Raw genomic sequence first — 17779 nt, forward strand, 5'->3', positions numbered from 1 at the left:
ATTTTCTGGTCAACGCAATGGCGTTGGCGGAGCAGGCTGGTGCTCTCGTAGAATGATCGAGCCCAGTCTTTAAATTCTCATGCTGGACCCAACAAGAAGGCGCATGGAGATATGGAAATCGACGAAGCGTACAAAGGGCGGGAACACTCGCTGATAAAACATGAGTTGTTGAAGGGCTATCTTGAAGTTTTGTTGAGCATTGTGGGTGTGAGCGGGGTGAAAAAATTCACTTACGTGGATTGTTTTGCCGGGCCGTGGGGTGATGACACAGGTTCGCTTGCTGGAACATCCATTGCTATTTCGTTGGAGATTCTGACGAAGGTCCGACATACCTTGGAAGCAAAGCATGGAGTACACGGGCTTGAGTTTCGGGCAATCTATGTCGAAGCGGCAAAGAGACGATACCAACGACTTTCCGAATATCTAGACAAGAATTCTCCGAAGGGAATCAGCTGTCACGCATTGAATGGCGATTATGCGGCGCTTCAGGATGATATATTAAAACTGTGTGGTAATGAGAGCTTTACCTTCTTTTTTGTGGACCCAATGGGGTGGGTGGACGTAGGAGTTCCAAGACTTGCCAAGTTGTTGCGCAGGCCAAAATCAGAGTTTCTGATCACGTTCATGTACGACTTTCTGAATCGCGCCATTGGTATGGCTGATTACCGTGAGCAGATTTCGCAGATGCTGGGAAAGCTTGGTGAAAAGGACTATGAACAATTGGACCGTCTGTCCACGCAGGACAGGGCGGATTGGGCAGTTCGTAAGTACCGTGAACAACTGAAAGCCATGATGGGGCCAGATGGCAAATATCCGGCGCGAGCATTCCATGCCGATGTGCTTCATAAAGCCAAAGAACGGGTACATTACCATATGGTCTATCTGACACGACATCACAAAGGTATTGTGGAATTTGCTAAGGCTTCAGAAAAGATCGATTCGCTGCAAAAGATTGTGAGGACTCAGACGAAGCTTGATTCGAGCAGACAAAGGAATCTGTTTTCGGCCGAACAGTGGGTTGAGCACGAGAATGGCGTTGCGACAAACCTGGACGATGTGAAGGCCTATTGGCTTAGGCAATTAACCGACCAACCGGTGCGATATGACGAAACGCGGTTAGCAAATATGCTTGAAGAAACTGGCTGGTTGACCCGTGACTTTCAGGATGCGTTTCGGGAATTACAGGCTGCGAAGAAGGTCGAAAATCTCGATGGAAGTCCTCGACGAACTAAGCACCCAATACATTTTAGTGATAGCGAACGACTCAGGAGGTGCGTATGAGCACAGTGTCTCGCATTGAATGGACCGAACAGACTTGGAACCCAACCACGGGTTGCACGAAGATTTCCCCAGGCTGCAAGCACTGTTATGCCGAAACTATGGCACGACGCTTGAAAGCCATGGGTGTGAAGGGCTATGAGAACGGCTTCAAGCTAAACATTCTTGCAGAGCGATTGGCTGAGCCACTAAGGCGTCGTAAGCCAACTACATACTTCGTCAACTCTATGAGTGATCTGTTTCACAACGAAATTCCATTTGAGTTTCTTGACCAAGTATTTGATGTTATTCGGAGCACGCCACAGCATACCTATCAAATACTAACCAAACGCGCGGTGCGGATGCACAAATACTTCGTTCCGGGAGAGCGATTTGTGCCAGGGAATGTATGGTTGGGGGTCTCGGTCGAGAATCGGAAATACGGCCTACCTCGCATTGATGAACTGCGGGAGGTTGAGGCAAGTATTAGATTCCTCTCTGTTGAGCCATTACTTGAAGACCTCGGCCAGATCAACCTGACCGGCATTCATTGGGTAATTGTTGGTGGTGAATCTGGGCCGAAGGCACGACCCATGAAACCTGAATGGGTAGCAGATATAAAGGAGCAATGCGAAGAAGCAGGCGTGGCGTTTTTCTTCAAGCAATGGGGCGGTTGGGGTGCAGATGGCAAAAGGAGGCATAAGAAAGAGAATGGACGTCTTTTCGATGGGAAGACGTGGGATCAGATGCCGGCTTTGATTGGGTGACATAAAACAATCAGAGGCAGATCGAACGTAATTAGCACTAATTAGAGGACAGACCGAGCTGCCCCTATAAGTTGAGGACACGCACGTGCCAACACCATCAGTGGACATCGCAACCAACATTTGGCCACTTCTGCAAGTAATAATCGGCGGCACTATTGCGAGCATCGGAGGATGGACTGTTGCCGTCGTCAATCAAAGAATGACCCGAAAACATGAACAGCTTATAGTTGAACGTGAAAAGTTGGAAAATTTGGTCAGCGCAATTTTTGACCTTGAACTGTGGTTAAAGAAAGAAGAGAACTGTTACTTGTTTAGCCACCCGGAGAATTTGGAACCATCTCCCGCTGCGAGGATCACAACAATCGCGGTTCTATATTTCCCAGATATGGAGCCAGCCGCCGCTCAGCTCATGGTAGCAACAGACAATCACCGAAGCTTATTAATGGACATCCGTCTGGACATGAATACAAAAAATCTACAAAAAGCAACGCCTGACCATGTAGCTATATTAGCGAAGGAGAACACTATTGCGACGGTGAATGCAGCCCGACAAAAACTCCTCATACACGCGAAGACCAAGATGAAGGAATTGTTATCTACATAAAGACAATCGGGATCAGAGAACAATTACGCTTAACTCCCTAGGCAATCTGCTCCACCAGCGCCGCCAGCGAACCGGCGGGGCGCACCTCGGGCGTCACGTTGTAACCCAGGAGCTTGCTGATCTGGCTGGTGGAGAACATGCCGATCACGCGTTGGGATTGCGTGGCCTTGTCGGTCTCCACCACCAGCGCGTGCTGGCGATTCTGGGCGTTCAGGGTCTCGACGATGTCGCCCACCCGCGCGTCGCGCACGGCCAGCGCATCGAGCGCGCAGATATCCGGTTGCGGCGTCATTACCGCCGCCACCGTGATAGCAGCGCGCGGCACCTGCATCTGCCGGGTGATCTGGATCGGCCGCTCGCCCATGATGTCCTTCGCGGTAATGAGACCGATGATCTGATCGGCATTATTCATCACGAACAGCAAGCGCACGCCGGCGGTTTTCATTTTCTTGAGGGCCACGTCAATGGGGAGCTCGGGGTGCGTGGTGATTGGGTGCACCGTCTTGAAGCTGGTCATCACTGCCGCCGCGGGACTGTCGAGCTTCACCATCTCCGGCGGCGCGGTCGGGTGCCCCAGGGTCGACTGCGGCTTGAGCGAAATGCACTTGATGGTTTCGTATGAGTAGGGCATGGAGAACCTCCTTAGTGTGGTTCGTGTTCCCTTGCCGCCAATATTACGCCTTGCGCCCGCCAAGCCAAGCCGCCCGGTAGAATTCGCCTCGATTCACGGGTAGACTGCGCCCCCTGCCTTGATACGGCGCCTTGGCGCCACCCCAGTTCCCATGCAAACCGCGCGTGATATTTTTTCCTACCGCAAGTACTGGGCCAAGCGCTTCGGTCCGGCGCCGTTCCTGCCCATGTCGCGCGCGGAGATGGACGAACTCGGCTGGGATTCCTGCGACATTATATTGGTGACCGGCGACGCCTACGTGGACCTGCCGAGCTTCGGCATGGCCATCGTTGGGCGCGTGTTGGAGGCGCAGGGCTTTCGCGTCGGGATCATTGCCCAGCCGGACTGGAAGAGCGCCGAGGCCTTCAAGGCCCTGGGCCGGCCTAATCTTTATTTCGGCATCAGCGCCGGCAACATGGATTCCATGGTCAACCGCTACACCGCCGACCGCAAGATCCGCTCGGACGACGCCTACACCCCGGGCGCGGAGGGCGGCAAGCGCCCGGATCGCTCGGTGATCGTGTACGCCCAGCGGGCGCGCGAGGCCTATGGCGATGTACCTATTATTGTCGGCGGCATCGAGGCCAGCCTGCGGCGCATCGCGCATTACGATTACTGGTCCGACAAGGTACGCCGCTCGATCCTGCTGGATGCCAAGGCCGACCTGCTGGTGTACGGCAATGCCGAGCGCCAGGTGGTCGAGATCGCGCATCGGCTCGCGGCCAAGGAGCCGATTGCCAGCATCACCGATATTCGTGGCACCGCCTTCGTGCGCAACGGCCTGCCGGAAGGCTGGAGCGAGCTGGATTCCACGCATCTGGATACGCCTGGGGCGTTGAATCCGCCGGTGAATCCTTATGCGACTGAGGAAGAAATGCGCGGCGCGCCCCCTCCCCCTAGCCCCCTCCCGCGAGGGGAGGGGGGATCAAGTGGTTCACGAGGGGAGAGGGATTCGACTATTAATGTCGTGCAATTACACAAGCGCGCGCCGAAACTCGACCGCGAAAAAACCGTGGTCCGGCTGCCGGCGTTCGAAGCCGTGGCCAACGATCATATTTTGTATGCCCACGCCTCGCGCGTGATGCATCTAGAAACCAACCCCGGCAACGCGCGCGCCCTGGTGCAGCGCCACGGCGACCGCGACGTGTGGCTCAACCCGCCGCCGCTGCCGCTCACGACCAAGGAAATGGACGGCATCTACGAGCTGCCATACCGGCGTCAGCCGCACCCGGCCTACGGCAAGGAAAAAATCCCGGCCTACGAGATGATCCGGTTTTCCATCGCCATCCAACGCGGCTGTTTCGGCGGCTGCACCTTCTGTTCCATCACCGAGCACGAAGGGCGCATCATCCAGAACCGCTCGGAGGAGTCGATCATCCGCGAGATCGAGACCATCCGCGACAGCGTGCCGGGCTTCACCGGCGTGATCTCCGACCTCGGCGGGCCGACGGCCAACATGTACCGGCTGCACTGCAAGAGCAAGGAGATCGAATCCGCCTGCCGCAAGCCCTCGTGCGTGTATCCCGACATCTGCCAGAACCTGATTACCGATCATGCGCCGCTGGTGCATCTGTACAAGCGGGCGCGCGAGCTGCCGGGCATCAAGAAGGTGCTGATCGGCTCCGGCGTGCGCTACGACCTCGCGGTTCAGTCGCCGGCGTATGTGAAAGAACTGGTGCAGCACCACGTCGGCGGCTATCTCAAGATCGCGCCAGAGCATTCCCGCGAGGGCCCGCTCACCAAGATGATGAAGCCGGGGATGGGGGCGTACTACAAGTTCAAGGAGCTGTTCGACAAGTATTCGCGGGAGGCGGGCAAGGAACAGTACCTGATTCCCTATTTCATCGCGGCGCATCCGGGCACCACCGACGAGGACATGCTGGAGCTGGCCCTGTGGCTGAAACAGAACGGTTTCCGCGCCGACCAGGTGCAGGCCTTCCTGCCAAGCCCGATGGCGACCGCGACCGCGATGTACCACTCCGGCAAGAACCCGCTGCGCAAGGTGACGGCGAAGAGCGAGGGCGTGTACATCCCCAAGGGCCTGAAGCAGCGCCGCCTGCACAAGGCCTTCCTGCGCTACCACGACGCCAACAACTGGCCGATGCTGCGCGAGGCACTCCGGCGCATGGGCCGGTCCGACCTCATCGGCTCCGGCAAGCACCAGCTCATCCCGACCTACCAGCCGGCCGGGACTGGCCAGGTGCATGAGGGACACCGCGGCGGCAAACGTTTCGCCACGCAGCACACCGGCCTGCCGAATTTCACCCCGAAGAAATCCGGCCAGCGCTCGCGTCATGGTCAGCGGCCGGGCAAGACGCTGCATCCCGGCAGCCCGACCGGCGCGGGGAAAAGGCGGTAATCCCACGCCGTCATTCCCGCTCCCCGCCTACTGCATGCGGGGACAAGCTTCGCGGGAATGACGACAGGAGTGGGCGCGTACCATGCGCCATCCTGTCGGTTGACGCGCACAGCCTGTCGGACATTCATTCCCGGGACGTACATTTCATTACGTGCTCATGTTACGATGCACGTCCAACATGACCCGCTATTCCCGCAGGTTGAACCTCGAGAGATGATCCTGCACATCGACATGGATGCGTTCTACGCCTCCATCGAAGAGCGGGATCGTCCGGGCCTTCGCGACAAGCCGATGGTCGTCGGCGGCAACCCCGACAAGCGCGGGGTGGTGGCGGCGGCGAATTACACCGCGCGGCGTTATGGCATCCACAGCGCCATGCCGACGGCACAGGCCAAGCGCCTTTGTCCCAAGCTGATCGTTCTCCCGCCGCGCCATTCCTATTACGCCCAAGTTTCGCAGCAGATCCGCGATATTTTTCACCGCTACACGCCGCTCGTCGAACCGCTGTCGCTCGACGAGGCGTTTCTGGATGTAAAACACAGCCATCTGCTGTTCGGCGACGCTACCGAAATCGGCCGGCGCATCAAGCGCGAGATCCGCGATGAACTGAAACTCACCGCGTCGGTAGGCATTGCGCAAAACAAATTTCTGGCCAAGGTGGCCAGCGAGGCCGGGAAGCCGGACGGTTTTCTCGAGGTCAATCCCGCAGGCGTGCAGGCCTTTCTCGACAGGCTCCCGGTGACGAAGCTGTGGGGCGTGGGCAAGGTCGGCGCACGCAGCTTGCAGAAACACGGCATCCACACCGTCGGCGAATTGCGCGCCAGCACGCCGGCGCTGCTGGAGGAGTTGTTCGGGAGCTGGGGTGAGACGCTGTGGGAACTGGCGCACGGGCGGGATTCGCGCCCGGTGATTCCGGACCACAAGGCCAAGTCCCTGTCGCACGAAACCACCTTCGCCGAGGACATCACCGATGCCGAGGCGCTGCGCGGCTGGCTGCTGGACCTGACGCGCCAGGTGGCCGCGCGTTTGCGCTGCAATCATCTGCGCGGGCGCGTCGTCATCGTGAAAATCCGCTTCGCCGATTTCCGCACCATCACGCGCTCGCGCACCTTGCCGCAGTCCACGGACGTGACGCAGGAACTGTGGGACACCGGACTGGCCTTGCTGCTGCCAAACCTTCCGCTGCGGCATCGCGGCGTGCGCCTGATCGGTTTCAGCGTGAGCGGGTTCGAGGGCGATGAATCACGGCAGGCGGACCTGTTCAGCGAACCGGCGCGGGCCAAAAACGTCCGGCTCGATACCGTCAGCGACTGGATCCAGGCGCGCTTCGGCGCGGCGGCGCTGACGCGCGCCGCCGAACTGGCTCACACCGCGGAATAAACCCCTGCGACGCTGCGCTCAGGCCGCGCGCCGCCTCTCGATCTTGGATGCCCGCATCAAGTGTGCACGCAGCTCCGGCGTGTCTTCATGTCCGTGGACGGTGATGGCGTGTTGCACGGCGGCTTCTATCAGTTCCGACTCGCTGTCGGCAAAGATGGCGACGGTGCAGTTAACCTCGCTGGGAAAATCTCGGCAGTCTATGAACTTCCTGATCATGGCTCCTCCATTTTATTGTTTCGAGTTTAACTTTCGGAAAAGACCAGCCAATTCAGGACCCCCCACATCCATTTCGTGAGTCCTTTACCAAGCTTAATCCTCGAGAGAGGTGTGTCAAGCAACACGGTCTCGTGTCCTCGGTGTTGTCCTGTGACTGAATGACGCGCGGGGCAGGGATGACAAACTGTCAGAATATTCGACACAGCTTGAGGACTTCAGGTCAAAATGCGTACCAACCAGCCGGACACACCAGCTCAGGGCGGGCAATCAGCTGCAGATGGCGCGGCGTTTCTCGATTTTAAAAAGCTGGCGCAGTCGTTCCCGCAGATCTGGCGTGTCCTTGCAGCCGTGGGCGCTGACGGCATGCTGGATCGCGGCCTGCAGCAGTTCCCCCTCGTTTTCGGCGAAGATGGCTATGGTGCACTGGACGCCCGGAACGTCGCGGCAATCAATGAATTTCCTGACCATGCCTCCCCCATGCGCGGCCGGGTTGACCCGGCATCGGGAACATAGACGCGAACAGGGTTAGTCTCATTCCATTTCAGGAAAAACGGGCGAGACCGAGGCCATTGAGGTCGATATCCGGGGAACGGCCCGAGATGATGTCGGCCAGGATTTTTCCCGAGCCGCAGGCCATGGTCCAGCCGAGGGTGCCGTGGCCGGTGTTGAGGAACAGGTTTTTGTAAGAGGTGGGGCCCAACAGGGGCGGATTGTCCGGCGTCATCGGCCGCAGCCCGCACCAGGGCTGGGCCTGCGCCGGGTCGCCGGCGCCCGGGAACAGGTCGGCCAGCACGTGCCGGAGGGTGGCGAGCCGCGAGGGCGGCAACGACAGGTCGTAACCCGCGAGTTCAGCGGTACCCGCGGCGCGCAGCTTGTCGCCGAGGCGCGAGACCACGACCTTATATGTAACATCAGTCACACTTCCGGCCGGTGCCGCCGCGGCGTTGGTGAGCGGCAGGGTGATGGAATAGCCCTTGACCGGATACACCGGCAGCCGGAGGCCGAGCGGGCGCGCGAGCAGCGGCGAGTAGCTGCCGCAGGCGAGCACGCAGGCATCCGCGGTCAGCACGCCCTGGTCGGTATGCACGCGCGTGATACGGTCGCCGTCGGCCTCCAGCCGCTCGATGCGGGTATCGAGCGCGAAGTTCACGCCCTGTGATTGAGCCAGCTTCGCCAACGACTGCGTGAACTGAAAACAATCGCCGGATTCGTCGCCGGGAAAATGCAGGCCGCCGATGATCTTTCCCTGCGACGGATGCAACGCAGGTTCCTGTGCGACGCAGCCGTTGCGGTCGAGCAGGCGGCAATCCACGCCCCATTGTTGGAGCAGGGCGGCATCGCGCATCGCATCATCCAGATCGCGCGCCGTGCGAAATATTTCAAGTATGCCGGTGGTGTGTTCGTCGTAACGGATACCGGTTTCCTGTCGCAGCGCTTTCAGGCATTCGTGGCTGTAGCGCGACAGCCGCAGCATGCGCTCGCGGTTGATCGTGTAGCGTTCGGAGGTGCAATTGGCGAGCATTTTGAACAGCCAGCGCCACATGGCCGGATCAAGGCGCGGGCGCAGCACCAGTGGCGAATGCGGGCGCAGCATCCATTTGAGCGCCTTGAGCGGAATGCCGGGCGCGGCCCACGGCGTGCCCGCGCCCCACGACACCTGGCCGCCATTGGCCTGGCTGGTTTCCAGCCCCGGTGCCGCCTGCCGGTCGACCACCGTGACTTCGTGACCCGCCTGCCGCAGATACCAGGCGCTGGTGACGCCGATCACGCCGCCGCCGAGGACGAGGACTTTCATGGGAGGTTGATGTAGCAATTAGTAGATTGTTGAAAAACGTATCGTCACCCCGGCGGAAGCCGGGGTCCAGAATATTAAAACCAAAGAAATCAGTATTAGACTGGATTCCGGCTTTCGCCGGAATGACAGATTCGGATGTTTTTTGGATTTTTTCAACAAACTGTTACTCATGCCAGGCAGTGAAACCGGCCACCGGCTCGCGCGCGGTGCGATAGTTGTTCACCGGCGCGTCGGCGTCGGGATAACCGAGCGCCATGCCGCAGACGAGGGCGCGGGTGTCGGGGACATTCACAATGTTGCGCACGATGTCGGGATACTCCGCGAGCGCGGCCTGCGGGCAGGTGGCGAGGCCGTGCCCGAGCGCGGCGAGCATGACGTTCTCGATGAACATGCCCATGTCGATCCATGAGCCTTTTTCCATGACGCGGTCGAGAAAGAACAGCAGCCCCACCGGCGCGCCGAAGAAGGAATAATTGTTGTTCCAGGCCTTGAGGCGCGCATCCTTGTCCTCGCGCCCGATTTTCATGGCCTGGTAGAGCGCCAGCCCGCAGGCCACGCGCCGCGACTTGTAGGGCTCGACCCAGTGCTTCGGATAATAGGAATAATCGGGATTTTCCGGGCGGCCGGCCTGGCGCTCCGCCAGCAGCGCCGCGCTGATTTTCCGTTTGGTTTCGCCCGTGACTACCACGACCTGCCACGGCTGGGCGTTGGTGCCGGAAGGCGCCCAGCGCGCGGTTTCCAGGATCGCCTCGACCGTGGCACGGTCCACCGGTTTGTCGAGATAGGCGCGCGTGGAGGCGCGGCGGCGTATCGCTTCAAGGACATCCATCGGCAGTCTCCGGGTAACGGAAGGTGTAATCCGTAATGTACCCTGATTGGGTCAGCGGAAGAATTCCCGGATACACCGCATAACGAAACAGCCCGGCATCTGCCGGGCTGTTTTTGGGAAAAACTGTTCGAATTAAATGTGGGAGGCGCTGGCGGTGATCGTCGGCGGGACGCGGCGCTCGGCCTTTTCCAGCCACTGCTGGATGCGGCGCGCGTCGCCGTAACGGCTGAGCTTGCCCCAGGAATTGAGCAGCACGATGGTGAGCGGCCGCTCGGCGATGGTGGTCTGCATGATCAGGCAATTGCCGGCCGCGGAGGTATAACCGGTCTTGCTGAGGGCGATGTCCCAGCTTTGGCGGTGCACCAGGCGGTTGGTGTTGCGAAACGCGATCTGCCGCCCCGAGGCTTGGTCGGTGACACGAAACGTGGGCGTGGTGGTCATGGCGTGAATCAGCGCATGCTTGTGCGTCTCGTTGACCAGCCGCACCAGATCGTTGGCGGTCGAGACGTTGCCGTTGTGCAGGCCGCTCGAATCCACATACCGCGTCTGCGTCATGCCGAGTTGCTGCGCCTTGGCATTCATGGCCTGGAACATGGCCTCTTCGCCACCGGGGTAGGTGCGCGCCAGCGCCGCCGCGGCGCGGTTGTCGGAAGCGCCGAGCGCGGCGTACAGCAGATCATGGCGCGTGAACACGCCATTGAAGCCCAGGCGCGATTTCGTGCCGCGCAGGCGGTCGCGGTCGTCGCGCGTGATCTTGATCGGTTCGTCGAGCGGCACGCCGGATTCGAGGATGACCAGCGCCGTCATGAGCTTGGTCAGGGAGGCGATGGGACGCTGGCGCTCGATGTTGCGGCCGTAGAGCATGACGCCCTCGCGGTCGTCCACGATCATGGCCACGCCGGATTGCAGCGTGAGCCGGTTGGGTTGGCCGTACTCGATAATTTCCGCCGCCGAGGTGTACGAAGCCGCCGGCTTGTTTTCAACCGGCGGAGTGACGTTGGCGTCCGAGGTAACGTGTGATGTGGCGAGAACAAGCCCGACGAGAGTCGCCAGGCCGACCAGAATCCTTGTCGGTTTCATCAAAATAACTACCCCTCCCTTTCGGTTTTTCGTTGCCACCACTTCATATTAGTAGTCTGTTGGCAGGACGCAACCTTAACCCGCCGGCACGGGTCTTGTGAAGCCGCGGGCAGGGGCGTATTTCCCCTCCCGACCGCCATTCATCGGTGGGGCCTCCCACCGATCGGCGGTTTCGGTCCCGGGCGGCGGCGGGTGTCGCTTGATACGGCGGGTCGGGGTTTATAAGCTGTGTCCGTCCTCTCCGTACCCATCACCGACAAGGAGCAGCATCATGGCGCATACCTATCACGAACTGAAGGAAATGACTGTCGCGCAGTTGCGCGAGATCGCCAAGGACATGACGCACGAGGCGGTCAAGGGCGCGACGCAGATGAACAAGGACCATCTGCTGAAAGGCCTGTGCACGGCGCTCAATATCGAGATGCACGAGCACCACGAGGTGGTCGGCATCGACAAGGCGGCGATCAAGATCAAAATCCGGACCTTGCGGAAAAAGCGCGATGAAATCCTGGCCACCAAGGAGCGCAAGGAACTCAGCGGCGTCCTGCGGCAGATTCACGCCCTCAAGCGCACCATCCGCCGCGCCACGGTCTGAGCGTTATTTTATTTCCGGGTGATCCGGAAGCACTGGTGGATTTTCGGATCGCGCTCGAAGTCTTTGGGGATGGTCTTGCGGGTGATGTCCTCGACATGCAGGCCGGCAAATGCCTCCCGTTCCATCTTGAAGCGGCGCAGATTGGTCGAGAAGATCAATACTCCGCCGGGTTCGAGCAGCGCCGCGGTGTCGGCAATGAGCGCTGCGTGATCGCGCTGCACGTCGAGCGTGTCCTCCATGCGCTTGGAGCGTGAGAAGGTCGGCGGGTCAAGGAAGATAAGGCCATAGCGCCGTTGCCGGTTTTCCTTGAGCCACACCAGCACGTCGGCCTGGACCCGTTCATGTTTGTTTCCCGCCAGCTTGTTCAATTCGAAATTCCGCTGCGCCCAATCGAGATAGGTGTATGACATGTCCACCGTCGTGGTGGCAACGGCCCCGCCGAGCGCCGCGTGCACCGTGGCGGTGCCGGTGTAGCCGAAGAGATTGAGAAAACGTTTTCCGCCCGCCAGCTGTCCCAGCATCGTGCGCGTATCACGATGATCGAGGAATAATCCCGTATCGAGATAATCGGTAAAGTTTACCAGGAAGCGGCAAGGTCCCTCGCGGACTTCATGAAACTCGCCGGTCTGGTCGAGTTTTTCGTATTGCGCCCCGCCTTTCTGGCGCTTGCGCACCTTGAAGAACATCTGCTCGCGCGGGATTTCCAGCACCAGCGGGATCACGCCGAGCGCGTGTTGCAGGCGCTGGCGCGCCTTGTCGGGGCTGATGGTGTCCGGCGCCTCGTATTCCTGTACGTGCACGTAACGCTTGTCCGACTCGTACACATCGATCGCGAGGTTGTACTCGTGCAGGTCGGCGTCATATAAACGATAAGCGAAGATTTCCTGGCGCCGCGCCCAGCGCCCGAAATGCTGCAAGTCCTTGCGCAGGCGGTTGGCGAACATCTCGGCGCTCGAGCCGGGGCGGATCTCGAACGGCTTCGGCGCGCGTTCGACCACGGCATTTTCCGGCGTGATCTCGAAGTGCAGCAGCTTGCATTCGATGGCGCCGTTGTAGAGCGTGTGCATCCTGCCGGCGCGCAGGCCCATGACCTTGCCCAGTTCGGGATTGCCGGTGAATACCGCCCCGCGCCAGCCGGGAAAACATTTCTTGAACTGCGTGCCGAGTTCCGTGTACAGCGCCGGCAGCTCGGAACCCGGGCCCAGGCGTTCGCCGTAGGGCGGGTTGGCCACCACGAGTCCGGTCGGGGACTGTTCCGGGGTGCAGTCACTCAGCTCACGTTGCTGCGCGACGATGAGATTGCCCAGTCCCGCGCGTTTGATGTTGTCGCGCGCGGCGCGGATCGCCAGCGGATCATGGTCGTAGCCGTGGATCGGTGGCAGCTGCGTGAGCCCGGTTTCGCGCCGCTGGTGGGCCTCGTCGAGCAGCCCCGCCCACACGGCGGCATCGTGCTGTTTCCAGCGGGTAAAGCCGAAGTATTCGCGCGCCAGCCCGGGCGCGATGTCGGCGGCGATCATGGCCGCCTCGATCGGCAGCGTGTCCGAGCCGCACATGAGGTCCACCAGCATGCCGCCCTGTTTGGCGATGGCGGGCCAGTTGGCGCGCAGCAGGATCGCGGCGGCGAGGTTTTCCTTGAGCGGCGCCTGCACCGTCTGCGTTCGGTAACCGCGCCGGTGCAGCGATTCGCCCGAGAGATCGAGACTGACCGTGGCTTGGTCGCGCAGCAGATAGACGTTGACCCGGATATCGGGCTGGGCCGTGTCTACTGACGGACGCACGCCGAACTCATCGCGCAGCTGGTCGACGATGGCGTCTTTCACCTTGAGCGCGCCGTAGTGCGAGTGGGTGATGGCCGATTGCGAAGTGGTGAGGTCCACCGCCAGCGTACCCTCGGCGGCGAGATGTTCCTTCCAGGCGATGGTTTGCACGCCGGCGTACAGTTCTTCCGGCGTGGGTGCCGGGAAACTGGCCAGGGGCAGCAGGATGCGGCTGGCCAGGCGCGACCACAGGCAGGCGCGATAACCGATGGTGAGTGCACCCTCGAACGCCACCCCGGCGCGGGTTTCCTTGACCATTTCGGCGCCGAGGCTGCGCAACTCATCGGCCAGGAGCGGTTCGATGCCCTTGGGACAGGTGGCGAAGAATGGGCGCGTGGCGGTCATGGGATGGGGGCGCATGTTACGTGCCCCGGTGTCTCTGGTAAATCTGTATGGTTGTTAGCCCCGGGATCGGGTGTGATAATCCTTTCATCGACAGCTGATTCCAGGTATTCGCTCATGGCGCGCATCGGTCTCGATCCGGAAGGCAAGGTGGTCAACGAGGTTTTCGCGCTGATCTACGCGCCGGGTCGCAGCCGTGACCGCTTTCCGGAGAATTGCGTCACCGTAATGGAATCCGAGGCCGCCGTGCTCGAAGGCGCTGACCCCAAAAAGAATCTTTATCCCGCCCGCGTCATCGGGCCGTCCCGCTCTTCCGAAGGCTTCCGGCTCTATTACCTGGTGTGCTGGCTGGACGATGAAGAATGATCTTCCGGAGATGATTATGATAAAAAACAAAAGGGCTTCCTCGCGGAAGCCCTTTTTATTTGCTATGCAAAACCGCCCGTTACGCTTCGAGCGTGCCCTTCATCACATCCAGCGCCTTCGATTCGATCTGACGAATGCGCTCGGCCGAAATGCCGTATTCCGCCGCCAGCTCATGCAGCGTGGGCTTGTCCTCATCCAGCCAGCGGCGCTGGATGATGTCGCGCGAACGCGCATCGAGCGTGGACAGCGCCTGCCGGAGCTGCGTGTGCCGCGAATCTTCCTGGTCGGACTGCGTGGCCAGCACCTCGGGGTTGTAGCGCATGTCCTGCAGGTAGCCGGCCGGCGCGGCGTGGAAATTGTCATCATCGGCGTCGTTGTCGGCGTCGAACGCGACGTCGAAGTGACTCATGCGGCCTTCCATTTGCTGCACCGCTTCCGGCGATACGTCGAGATTTTCCGCCAGCGCGTCAACTTCGCCGCGCGTCATCCAGCCGAGGCGATCGCGTGATTTGCGCAGGTTGAAGAACAGCTTGCGCTGCGCCTTGGTGGTCGCGACCTTGACGATGCGCCAGTTGCGCAGGATGTAGTCGTAGATCTCGGCCTTGATCCAGTGCACGGCGAACGACATCAGGCGCACCTTGCGCGCCGGGTCGTAATGCTTGACCGCCTTCATCAGGCCGATGTTGCCTTCCTGGATCAGGTCCGCCTGCGGCAGGCCGTAGCCGGAGAAGCCGCGCGCGATGCGCGCGACATAGCGCAGATTCGACAGCACCAGCTGCCGCGCCGCGTCGAGATCGTTGTGCTTGTGGTAGCGCCGCGCCAGTTTGCGTTCCTCGCTCACGCTGAGGACCGGCAGGGCATTGACGGCCCGCAAATAGGCCGACAGCCCCTTTTCGGGGTAGAGATTGATGGGCAATGTCAGTGCCTGGGTCATGGCCTGTGTCATGTTTGGGTACCTCCTGCTGCTCATCCTTCCGGGTTCTCTTGGGTAAAGAATTTTAGCACTCATGCCCTGTGAGTGCCAAACGGAGGAAAAGTTCGCTTGGTTACCGGTTCTATGGGGCGGATGCAGGGGAATTCAAGGAGTTTAGCGTGGTTCGATGGCCCGCAGGTGTCGGCCGACCGCCAGCCGTGAGCCCAGCCAGCCCAGCAGTCCCCCGGTCCCGATCAGGGCCAGGGTCGCCAGGAAGCCCAAGTTCTCGAGCGTGAACAGGCTGCCGTAGAGGCTAGCGAGGTGGTGTACCGGGCCGGACAGGAGCAGCAGGCCGAGGCCGATCAGCAGCCAGGCCAGGACGCCGCCGAACAGGCCCTGGAGCGTGCCACTGTAGAGGAAGGGGCGGCGGATGAAGGCATTGGTGCCGCCGATCAGCTTGATGAGCTCGATTTCATCGCGCCGGTTGAGGACCGCGAGGCGGATGGTGTTGCCGATGATGAGCAGCACCGCCACCGCCAGCCCCGCCGTCAGGATCAGCACGCCCTGCCGGGCCAGGTCGAGCATGGCGTAGAGCCGTTGCACCCATTCGAGGTCGAGCTGCGCCAGTTCGACCTCATTGTAGCGGCGCAGGTCGCTCAACAGCGTTTGCAGCGCTTCGGGGCGGGCGTGTTTGGCGGCCGGATGCACCACCAGCACCGGAGGCAGCGGGTTGCGCTCGAGCGCGCCCAGTGCCTCGCCGAAGCCGGAGAGCTTCTTGAACTCGGCCAGCGCCGCCTCGCGCGAGACATAATCCACCCAGGAGACTGCCGGCAGTTTACGGATTTTGTCGGAGAGTTTTTCGATGGCCGGTTCGGAGAGATCCTGCTTCAGGAACAGCGAGATCTGGCCGTTGTCCTCCCAGCCGCCGGCGAGGCGCTGCACGTTCTCGATGGCGACATAAAGCCCTGCCGGCAGTGCCAACGTGATGCCGATGACGGCGACAGTGAGAGAAGTGGCCACGGGCGTGCGCCACAGCTGGCCGAGGACGTAAAAGAAGACCTGCGCGTGACGCAGGAAATAATTCTTGATCACGTTTTGGCCCCCGTGTCGCGCGCGAGCTCGCCGTGATTCAGCTCGATGACGCGCCGGCGCGCGCGGTCGATGAGATGCAGGTCGTGGGTCGCGATCAGCACCGTCACGCCGTGGTGGTGAAAATCCAGGAACAGATCGAGGATTTCATCCGAGAGCGTGCTGTCGAGGTTGCCGGTGGGCTCGTCCGCGAGTAGCAACGGCGGCTTGTTGACCACGGCGCGCGCGATGCCGACGCGTTGCTGCTCGCCGCCGGAGAGCGTCACCGGCAGCATGCGTTCCTTGTCGAGCAGTCCGACCATCTCGAGCGCGGCGCGCACGCGCTTGGGGATCTCCTTGTCGTCGGTGCCGGTGACGATCAGGGGCAGCGCCACGTTGTCGTAGACGGTGCGGTCGAACAGCAGCTTGTGGTCCTGGAACACCACGCCGATCTCGCGCCGGAACCAGGGGATGCGCCGGCGCGGGAGTTTCGTCAGGTTTTTGCTGTTGACGGCGGCCTCGCCGCGCGTCGGGCGTTCGATGGCGGTGATGAGACGGAGCAGCGTGCTCTTGCCGGCGCCGGAATGTCCGGTGATGAAGGCCATTTCACCGGCCTCGATGCGCAGGTTGATGTCGCGCAGGGCGTCGAAGCCGCCGGGATAGCGCTTGAAGACGTGGATAAACTCAATCATGTCGCGGACGTGTCACGGGGCGGGCAGCAGCGCATCGACATACTCGGCCGCATTGAATTCGCGCAGGTCATCCATGCCTTCGCCTACGCCGATGAAGCGGATGGGCAGCCCGGTCTGGCGCGCCATGGCCAGCAGGATGCCGCCCTTGGCGGTGCCGTCGAGCTTGGTCAGCGCCAGGCCGGTCACGCCCACGGCCTCGCGGAAATGCTTGAGCTGCGACAGCGCGTTCTGCCCGGTGCCGGCGTCGAGCACCAGCAACACCTCGTGCGGGGCGTCGGGGCGGGTTTTATTGATCACGCGCCGGATTTTGCGCAGCTCGTCCATCAGGCCTTCCTGCGTGTGCTGGCGCCCGGCGGTATCGACGATGAGGACATCGGCCTTGCGCGCGACCGCGGCATTCATGGCGTCGTGCACCACCGCTGCCGCGTCGGCCCCGGTGTGCTGGGCAATGACGGGGATGTCGAGCCGTCCGGCCCAGGTCTTGAGCTGCTCGATGGCAGCGGCGCGGAAGGTGTCGGCCGCCGCCAGTGTCACCGTCAGCCCCTTGTTTTTGAGGTGGTTCGCCAGCTTGGCGATGGTGGTGGTTTTGCCCACGCCGTTGACGCCCACGACCATGATCACAAAAGGCCTTTCCGGGGCGATCGTCAGCCGCCGGTCACAGGGTTCGAGGATCGCCAGCATGCCCTGACGCAGCGCGCCGTACACGGCAGGCGCGTCTTTCAACTGCTTGCGCGAGACCTGGTCGGTGATACTGCTCACCAGGTGCCGGGTGGTTTCCACGCCGACATCAGCGGACAACAGCAGTGTTTCCAGTTCTTCGAACAGCGTGTCGTCGAGCGCGCGGTTCCCGAGCAGCAGATCGGAAAGCCCGCGGGTGAAGCTGCGCTGGGTGGCGGCCAGTTTGTCGCGCAGACGGCCGAACAGGCCGGTCGAACGGTTTTTTTCTGTCTGGCCTGATGGGTGCGACGGGCTCAAGCGATGATCCTGAATCGAAACTTTTTCGGTTGGGCGGCTCTAAGCTATGGCACA

The 17779-nt window shown here is 61.1% G+C and carries 18 protein-coding genes; 7 read left to right on the top strand and 11 right to left on the bottom strand.

The features are described from left to right. The first annotated feature begins 111 nt into the window (after window positions 1-111). The 3 genes from tcmP to SCL_RS02965 all read left to right on the top strand — a co-directional run bounded on the left by tcmP (window position 112) and on the right by SCL_RS02965 (window position 2628). Window positions 112-1281 (top strand): three-Cys-motif partner protein TcmP, encoded by a 1170-nt coding sequence (tcmP, locus tag SCL_RS02955; RefSeq protein WP_096359842.1) that lies wholly within the window; start codon window positions 112-114, stop codon window positions 1279-1281. Then, a complete protein-coding gene (locus SCL_RS02960) occupies window positions 1278-2024 on the top strand; it encodes a DUF5131 family protein (protein ID WP_096359843.1) in 747 nt (248 codons plus the stop codon). Before tcmP ends, SCL_RS02960 begins: the two co-directional genes overlap by 4 nt. A gap of 85 nt (window positions 2025-2109) precedes the next feature. Next, window positions 2110-2628, top strand: coding sequence for a hypothetical protein (locus tag SCL_RS02965; protein ID WP_148664959.1), 519 nt, complete (start codon window positions 2110-2112; stop codon window positions 2626-2628). A 37-nt stretch (window positions 2629-2665) separates the two neighbouring features. Here SCL_RS02965 and SCL_RS02970 read toward each other — a convergent pair whose 3' ends face one another. Further along, on the bottom strand, window positions 2666-3259 hold the full coding sequence (locus SCL_RS02970) for a CBS domain-containing protein (protein WP_096359845.1): 594 nt from the start codon (window positions 3257-3259) through the stop codon (window positions 2666-2668). Between the two features lie 151 nt (window positions 3260-3410). Between SCL_RS02970 and SCL_RS02975 the strand changes: the two genes are divergently transcribed. Both SCL_RS02975 and dinB read left to right on the top strand, forming a co-directional pair. Further along, window positions 3411-5657: a YgiQ family radical SAM protein gene (locus SCL_RS02975; RefSeq protein ID WP_096359846.1), complete on the top strand. Its 2247-nt coding sequence runs from the start codon at window positions 3411-3413 to the stop codon at window positions 5655-5657. A 213-nt stretch (window positions 5658-5870) separates the two neighbouring features. Further along, entirely contained in the window at window positions 5871-7037 is a 1167-nt protein-coding gene (gene dinB, locus SCL_RS02980) for a DNA polymerase IV (protein WP_096359847.1), read from the top strand. Between the two features lie 18 nt (window positions 7038-7055). Here dinB and SCL_RS02985 read toward each other — a convergent pair whose 3' ends face one another. The 5 genes from SCL_RS02985 to SCL_RS03005 all read right to left on the bottom strand — a co-directional run bounded on the left by SCL_RS02985 (window position 7056) and on the right by SCL_RS03005 (window position 10957). After that, window positions 7056-7253: a DUF1059 domain-containing protein gene (locus tag SCL_RS02985; protein WP_096359848.1), complete on the bottom strand. Its 198-nt coding sequence runs from the start codon at window positions 7251-7253 to the stop codon at window positions 7056-7058. A 267-nt stretch (window positions 7254-7520) separates the two neighbouring features. Further along, window positions 7521-7721: a DUF1059 domain-containing protein gene (locus SCL_RS02990; protein WP_096359849.1), complete on the bottom strand. Its 201-nt coding sequence runs from the start codon at window positions 7719-7721 to the stop codon at window positions 7521-7523. Between the two features lie 73 nt (window positions 7722-7794). Then, window positions 7795-9048, bottom strand: a complete 1254-nt coding sequence (locus SCL_RS02995) for a D-amino acid dehydrogenase (protein ID WP_096359850.1) — start codon at window positions 9046-9048, stop codon at window positions 7795-7797. A 163-nt stretch (window positions 9049-9211) separates the two neighbouring features. Continuing rightward, window positions 9212-9877 (bottom strand): nitroreductase, encoded by a 666-nt coding sequence (locus SCL_RS03000; RefSeq protein ID WP_096359851.1) that lies wholly within the window; start codon window positions 9875-9877, stop codon window positions 9212-9214. A 132-nt stretch (window positions 9878-10009) separates the two neighbouring features. Further along, a complete protein-coding gene (locus tag SCL_RS03005; protein WP_096359852.1) occupies window positions 10010-10957 on the bottom strand; it encodes a serine hydrolase in 948 nt (315 codons plus the stop codon). Window positions 10958-11228: 271 nt separating this feature from the next. Here SCL_RS03005 and SCL_RS03010 point away from each other — a divergent pair, with 271 nt between their 5' ends. Further along, window positions 11229-11552 carry a hypothetical protein gene (locus SCL_RS03010; protein WP_096359853.1) on the top strand — a complete coding sequence of 108 codons (324 nt, stop codon included), beginning with the start codon at window positions 11229-11231 and terminating at the stop codon, window positions 11550-11552. Between the two features lie 8 nt (window positions 11553-11560). Here SCL_RS03010 and rlmKL read toward each other — a convergent pair whose 3' ends face one another. After that, window positions 11561-13729 (bottom strand): bifunctional 23S rRNA (guanine(2069)-N(7))-methyltransferase RlmK/23S rRNA (guanine(2445)-N(2))-methyltransferase RlmL, encoded by a 2169-nt coding sequence (gene rlmKL / locus SCL_RS03015; RefSeq protein WP_197702688.1) that lies wholly within the window; start codon window positions 13727-13729, stop codon window positions 11561-11563. 99 nt (window positions 13730-13828) lie between these two features. On the opposite strand from rlmKL, the gene SCL_RS03020 reads away from it, so the two are divergent. Beyond that, window positions 13829-14077, top strand: coding sequence for a hypothetical protein (locus tag SCL_RS03020; protein WP_096359855.1), 249 nt, complete (start codon window positions 13829-13831; stop codon window positions 14075-14077). A gap of 79 nt (window positions 14078-14156) precedes the next feature. Here the strand turns inward: SCL_RS03020 and rpoH are convergent, their stop codons facing one another. The 4 genes from rpoH to ftsY form a co-directional block, all read right to left on the bottom strand. After that, window positions 14157-15011 (bottom strand): RNA polymerase sigma factor RpoH, encoded by an 855-nt coding sequence (gene rpoH, locus SCL_RS03025; RefSeq protein ID WP_096361811.1) that lies wholly within the window; start codon window positions 15009-15011, stop codon window positions 14157-14159. Between the two features lie 153 nt (window positions 15012-15164). Further along, the gene (gene ftsX / locus SCL_RS03030; protein WP_231969828.1) at window positions 15165-16082 is read right to left on the bottom strand and encodes a permease-like cell division protein FtsX; all 918 of its coding nucleotides are present in this window, start codon (window positions 16080-16082) and stop codon (window positions 15165-15167) included. Further along, window positions 16079-16750 carry a cell division ATP-binding protein FtsE gene (ftsE, locus tag SCL_RS03035; RefSeq protein WP_096359856.1) on the bottom strand — a complete coding sequence of 224 codons (672 nt, stop codon included), beginning with the start codon at window positions 16748-16750 and terminating at the stop codon, window positions 16079-16081. The genes ftsX and ftsE overlap by 4 nt, the downstream gene beginning before the upstream one ends. 12 nt (window positions 16751-16762) lie before the next feature. Beyond that, a complete protein-coding gene (ftsY, locus tag SCL_RS03040; protein ID WP_197702690.1) occupies window positions 16763-17725 on the bottom strand; it encodes a signal recognition particle-docking protein FtsY in 963 nt (320 codons plus the stop codon). Window positions 17726-17779: the final 54 nt, after the last annotated feature.

The sequence above is a fragment of the Sulfuricaulis limicola genome (genome assembly GCF_002355735.1).
Classification (GTDB): Bacteria; Pseudomonadota; Gammaproteobacteria; order Acidiferrobacterales; family Sulfurifustaceae; genus Sulfuricaulis; species Sulfuricaulis limicola.

Coding starts and splice junctions, on each gene's coding strand:
- tcmP (WP_096359842.1), top strand. CDS start 112: ATGGAAATCGACGAAGCGTACAAAGGGCGGGAACACTCGCTGATAAAA.
- SCL_RS03020 (WP_096359855.1), top strand. CDS start 13,829: ATGGCGCGCATCGGTCTCGATCCGGAAGGCAAGGTGGTCAACGAGGTT.
- SCL_RS03005 (WP_096359852.1), bottom strand. CDS start 10,957: ATGAAACCGACAAGGATTCTGGTCGGCCTGGCGACTCTCGTCGGGCTT.
- SCL_RS02970 (WP_096359845.1), bottom strand. CDS start 3,259: ATGCCCTACTCATACGAAACCATCAAGTGCATTTCGCTCAAGCCGCAG.
- SCL_RS03010 (WP_096359853.1), top strand. CDS start 11,229: ATGGCGCATACCTATCACGAACTGAAGGAAATGACTGTCGCGCAGTTG.
- SCL_RS02990 (WP_096359849.1), bottom strand. CDS start 7,721: ATGGTCAGGAAATTCATTGATTGCCGCGACGTTCCGGGCGTCCAGTGC.
- rpoH (WP_096361811.1), bottom strand. CDS start 15,011: ATGACCCAGGCACTGACATTGCCCATCAATCTCTACCCCGAAAAGGGG.
- dinB (WP_096359847.1), top strand. CDS start 5,871: ATGATCCTGCACATCGACATGGATGCGTTCTACGCCTCCATCGAAGAG.
- SCL_RS02985 (WP_096359848.1), bottom strand. CDS start 7,253: ATGATCAGGAAGTTCATAGACTGCCGAGATTTTCCCAGCGAGGTTAAC.
- SCL_RS02960 (WP_096359843.1), top strand. CDS start 1,278: ATGAGCACAGTGTCTCGCATTGAATGGACCGAACAGACTTGGAACCCA.
- ftsE (WP_096359856.1), bottom strand. CDS start 16,750: ATGATTGAGTTTATCCACGTCTTCAAGCGCTATCCCGGCGGCTTCGAC.
- SCL_RS02975 (WP_096359846.1), top strand. CDS start 3,411: ATGCAAACCGCGCGTGATATTTTTTCCTACCGCAAGTACTGGGCCAAG.
- rlmKL (WP_197702688.1), bottom strand. CDS start 13,729: ATGCGCCCCCATCCCATGACCGCCACGCGCCCATTCTTCGCCACCTGT.
- SCL_RS03000 (WP_096359851.1), bottom strand. CDS start 9,877: ATGGATGTCCTTGAAGCGATACGCCGCCGCGCCTCCACGCGCGCCTAT.
- SCL_RS02995 (WP_096359850.1), bottom strand. CDS start 9,048: ATGAAAGTCCTCGTCCTCGGCGGCGGCGTGATCGGCGTCACCAGCGCC.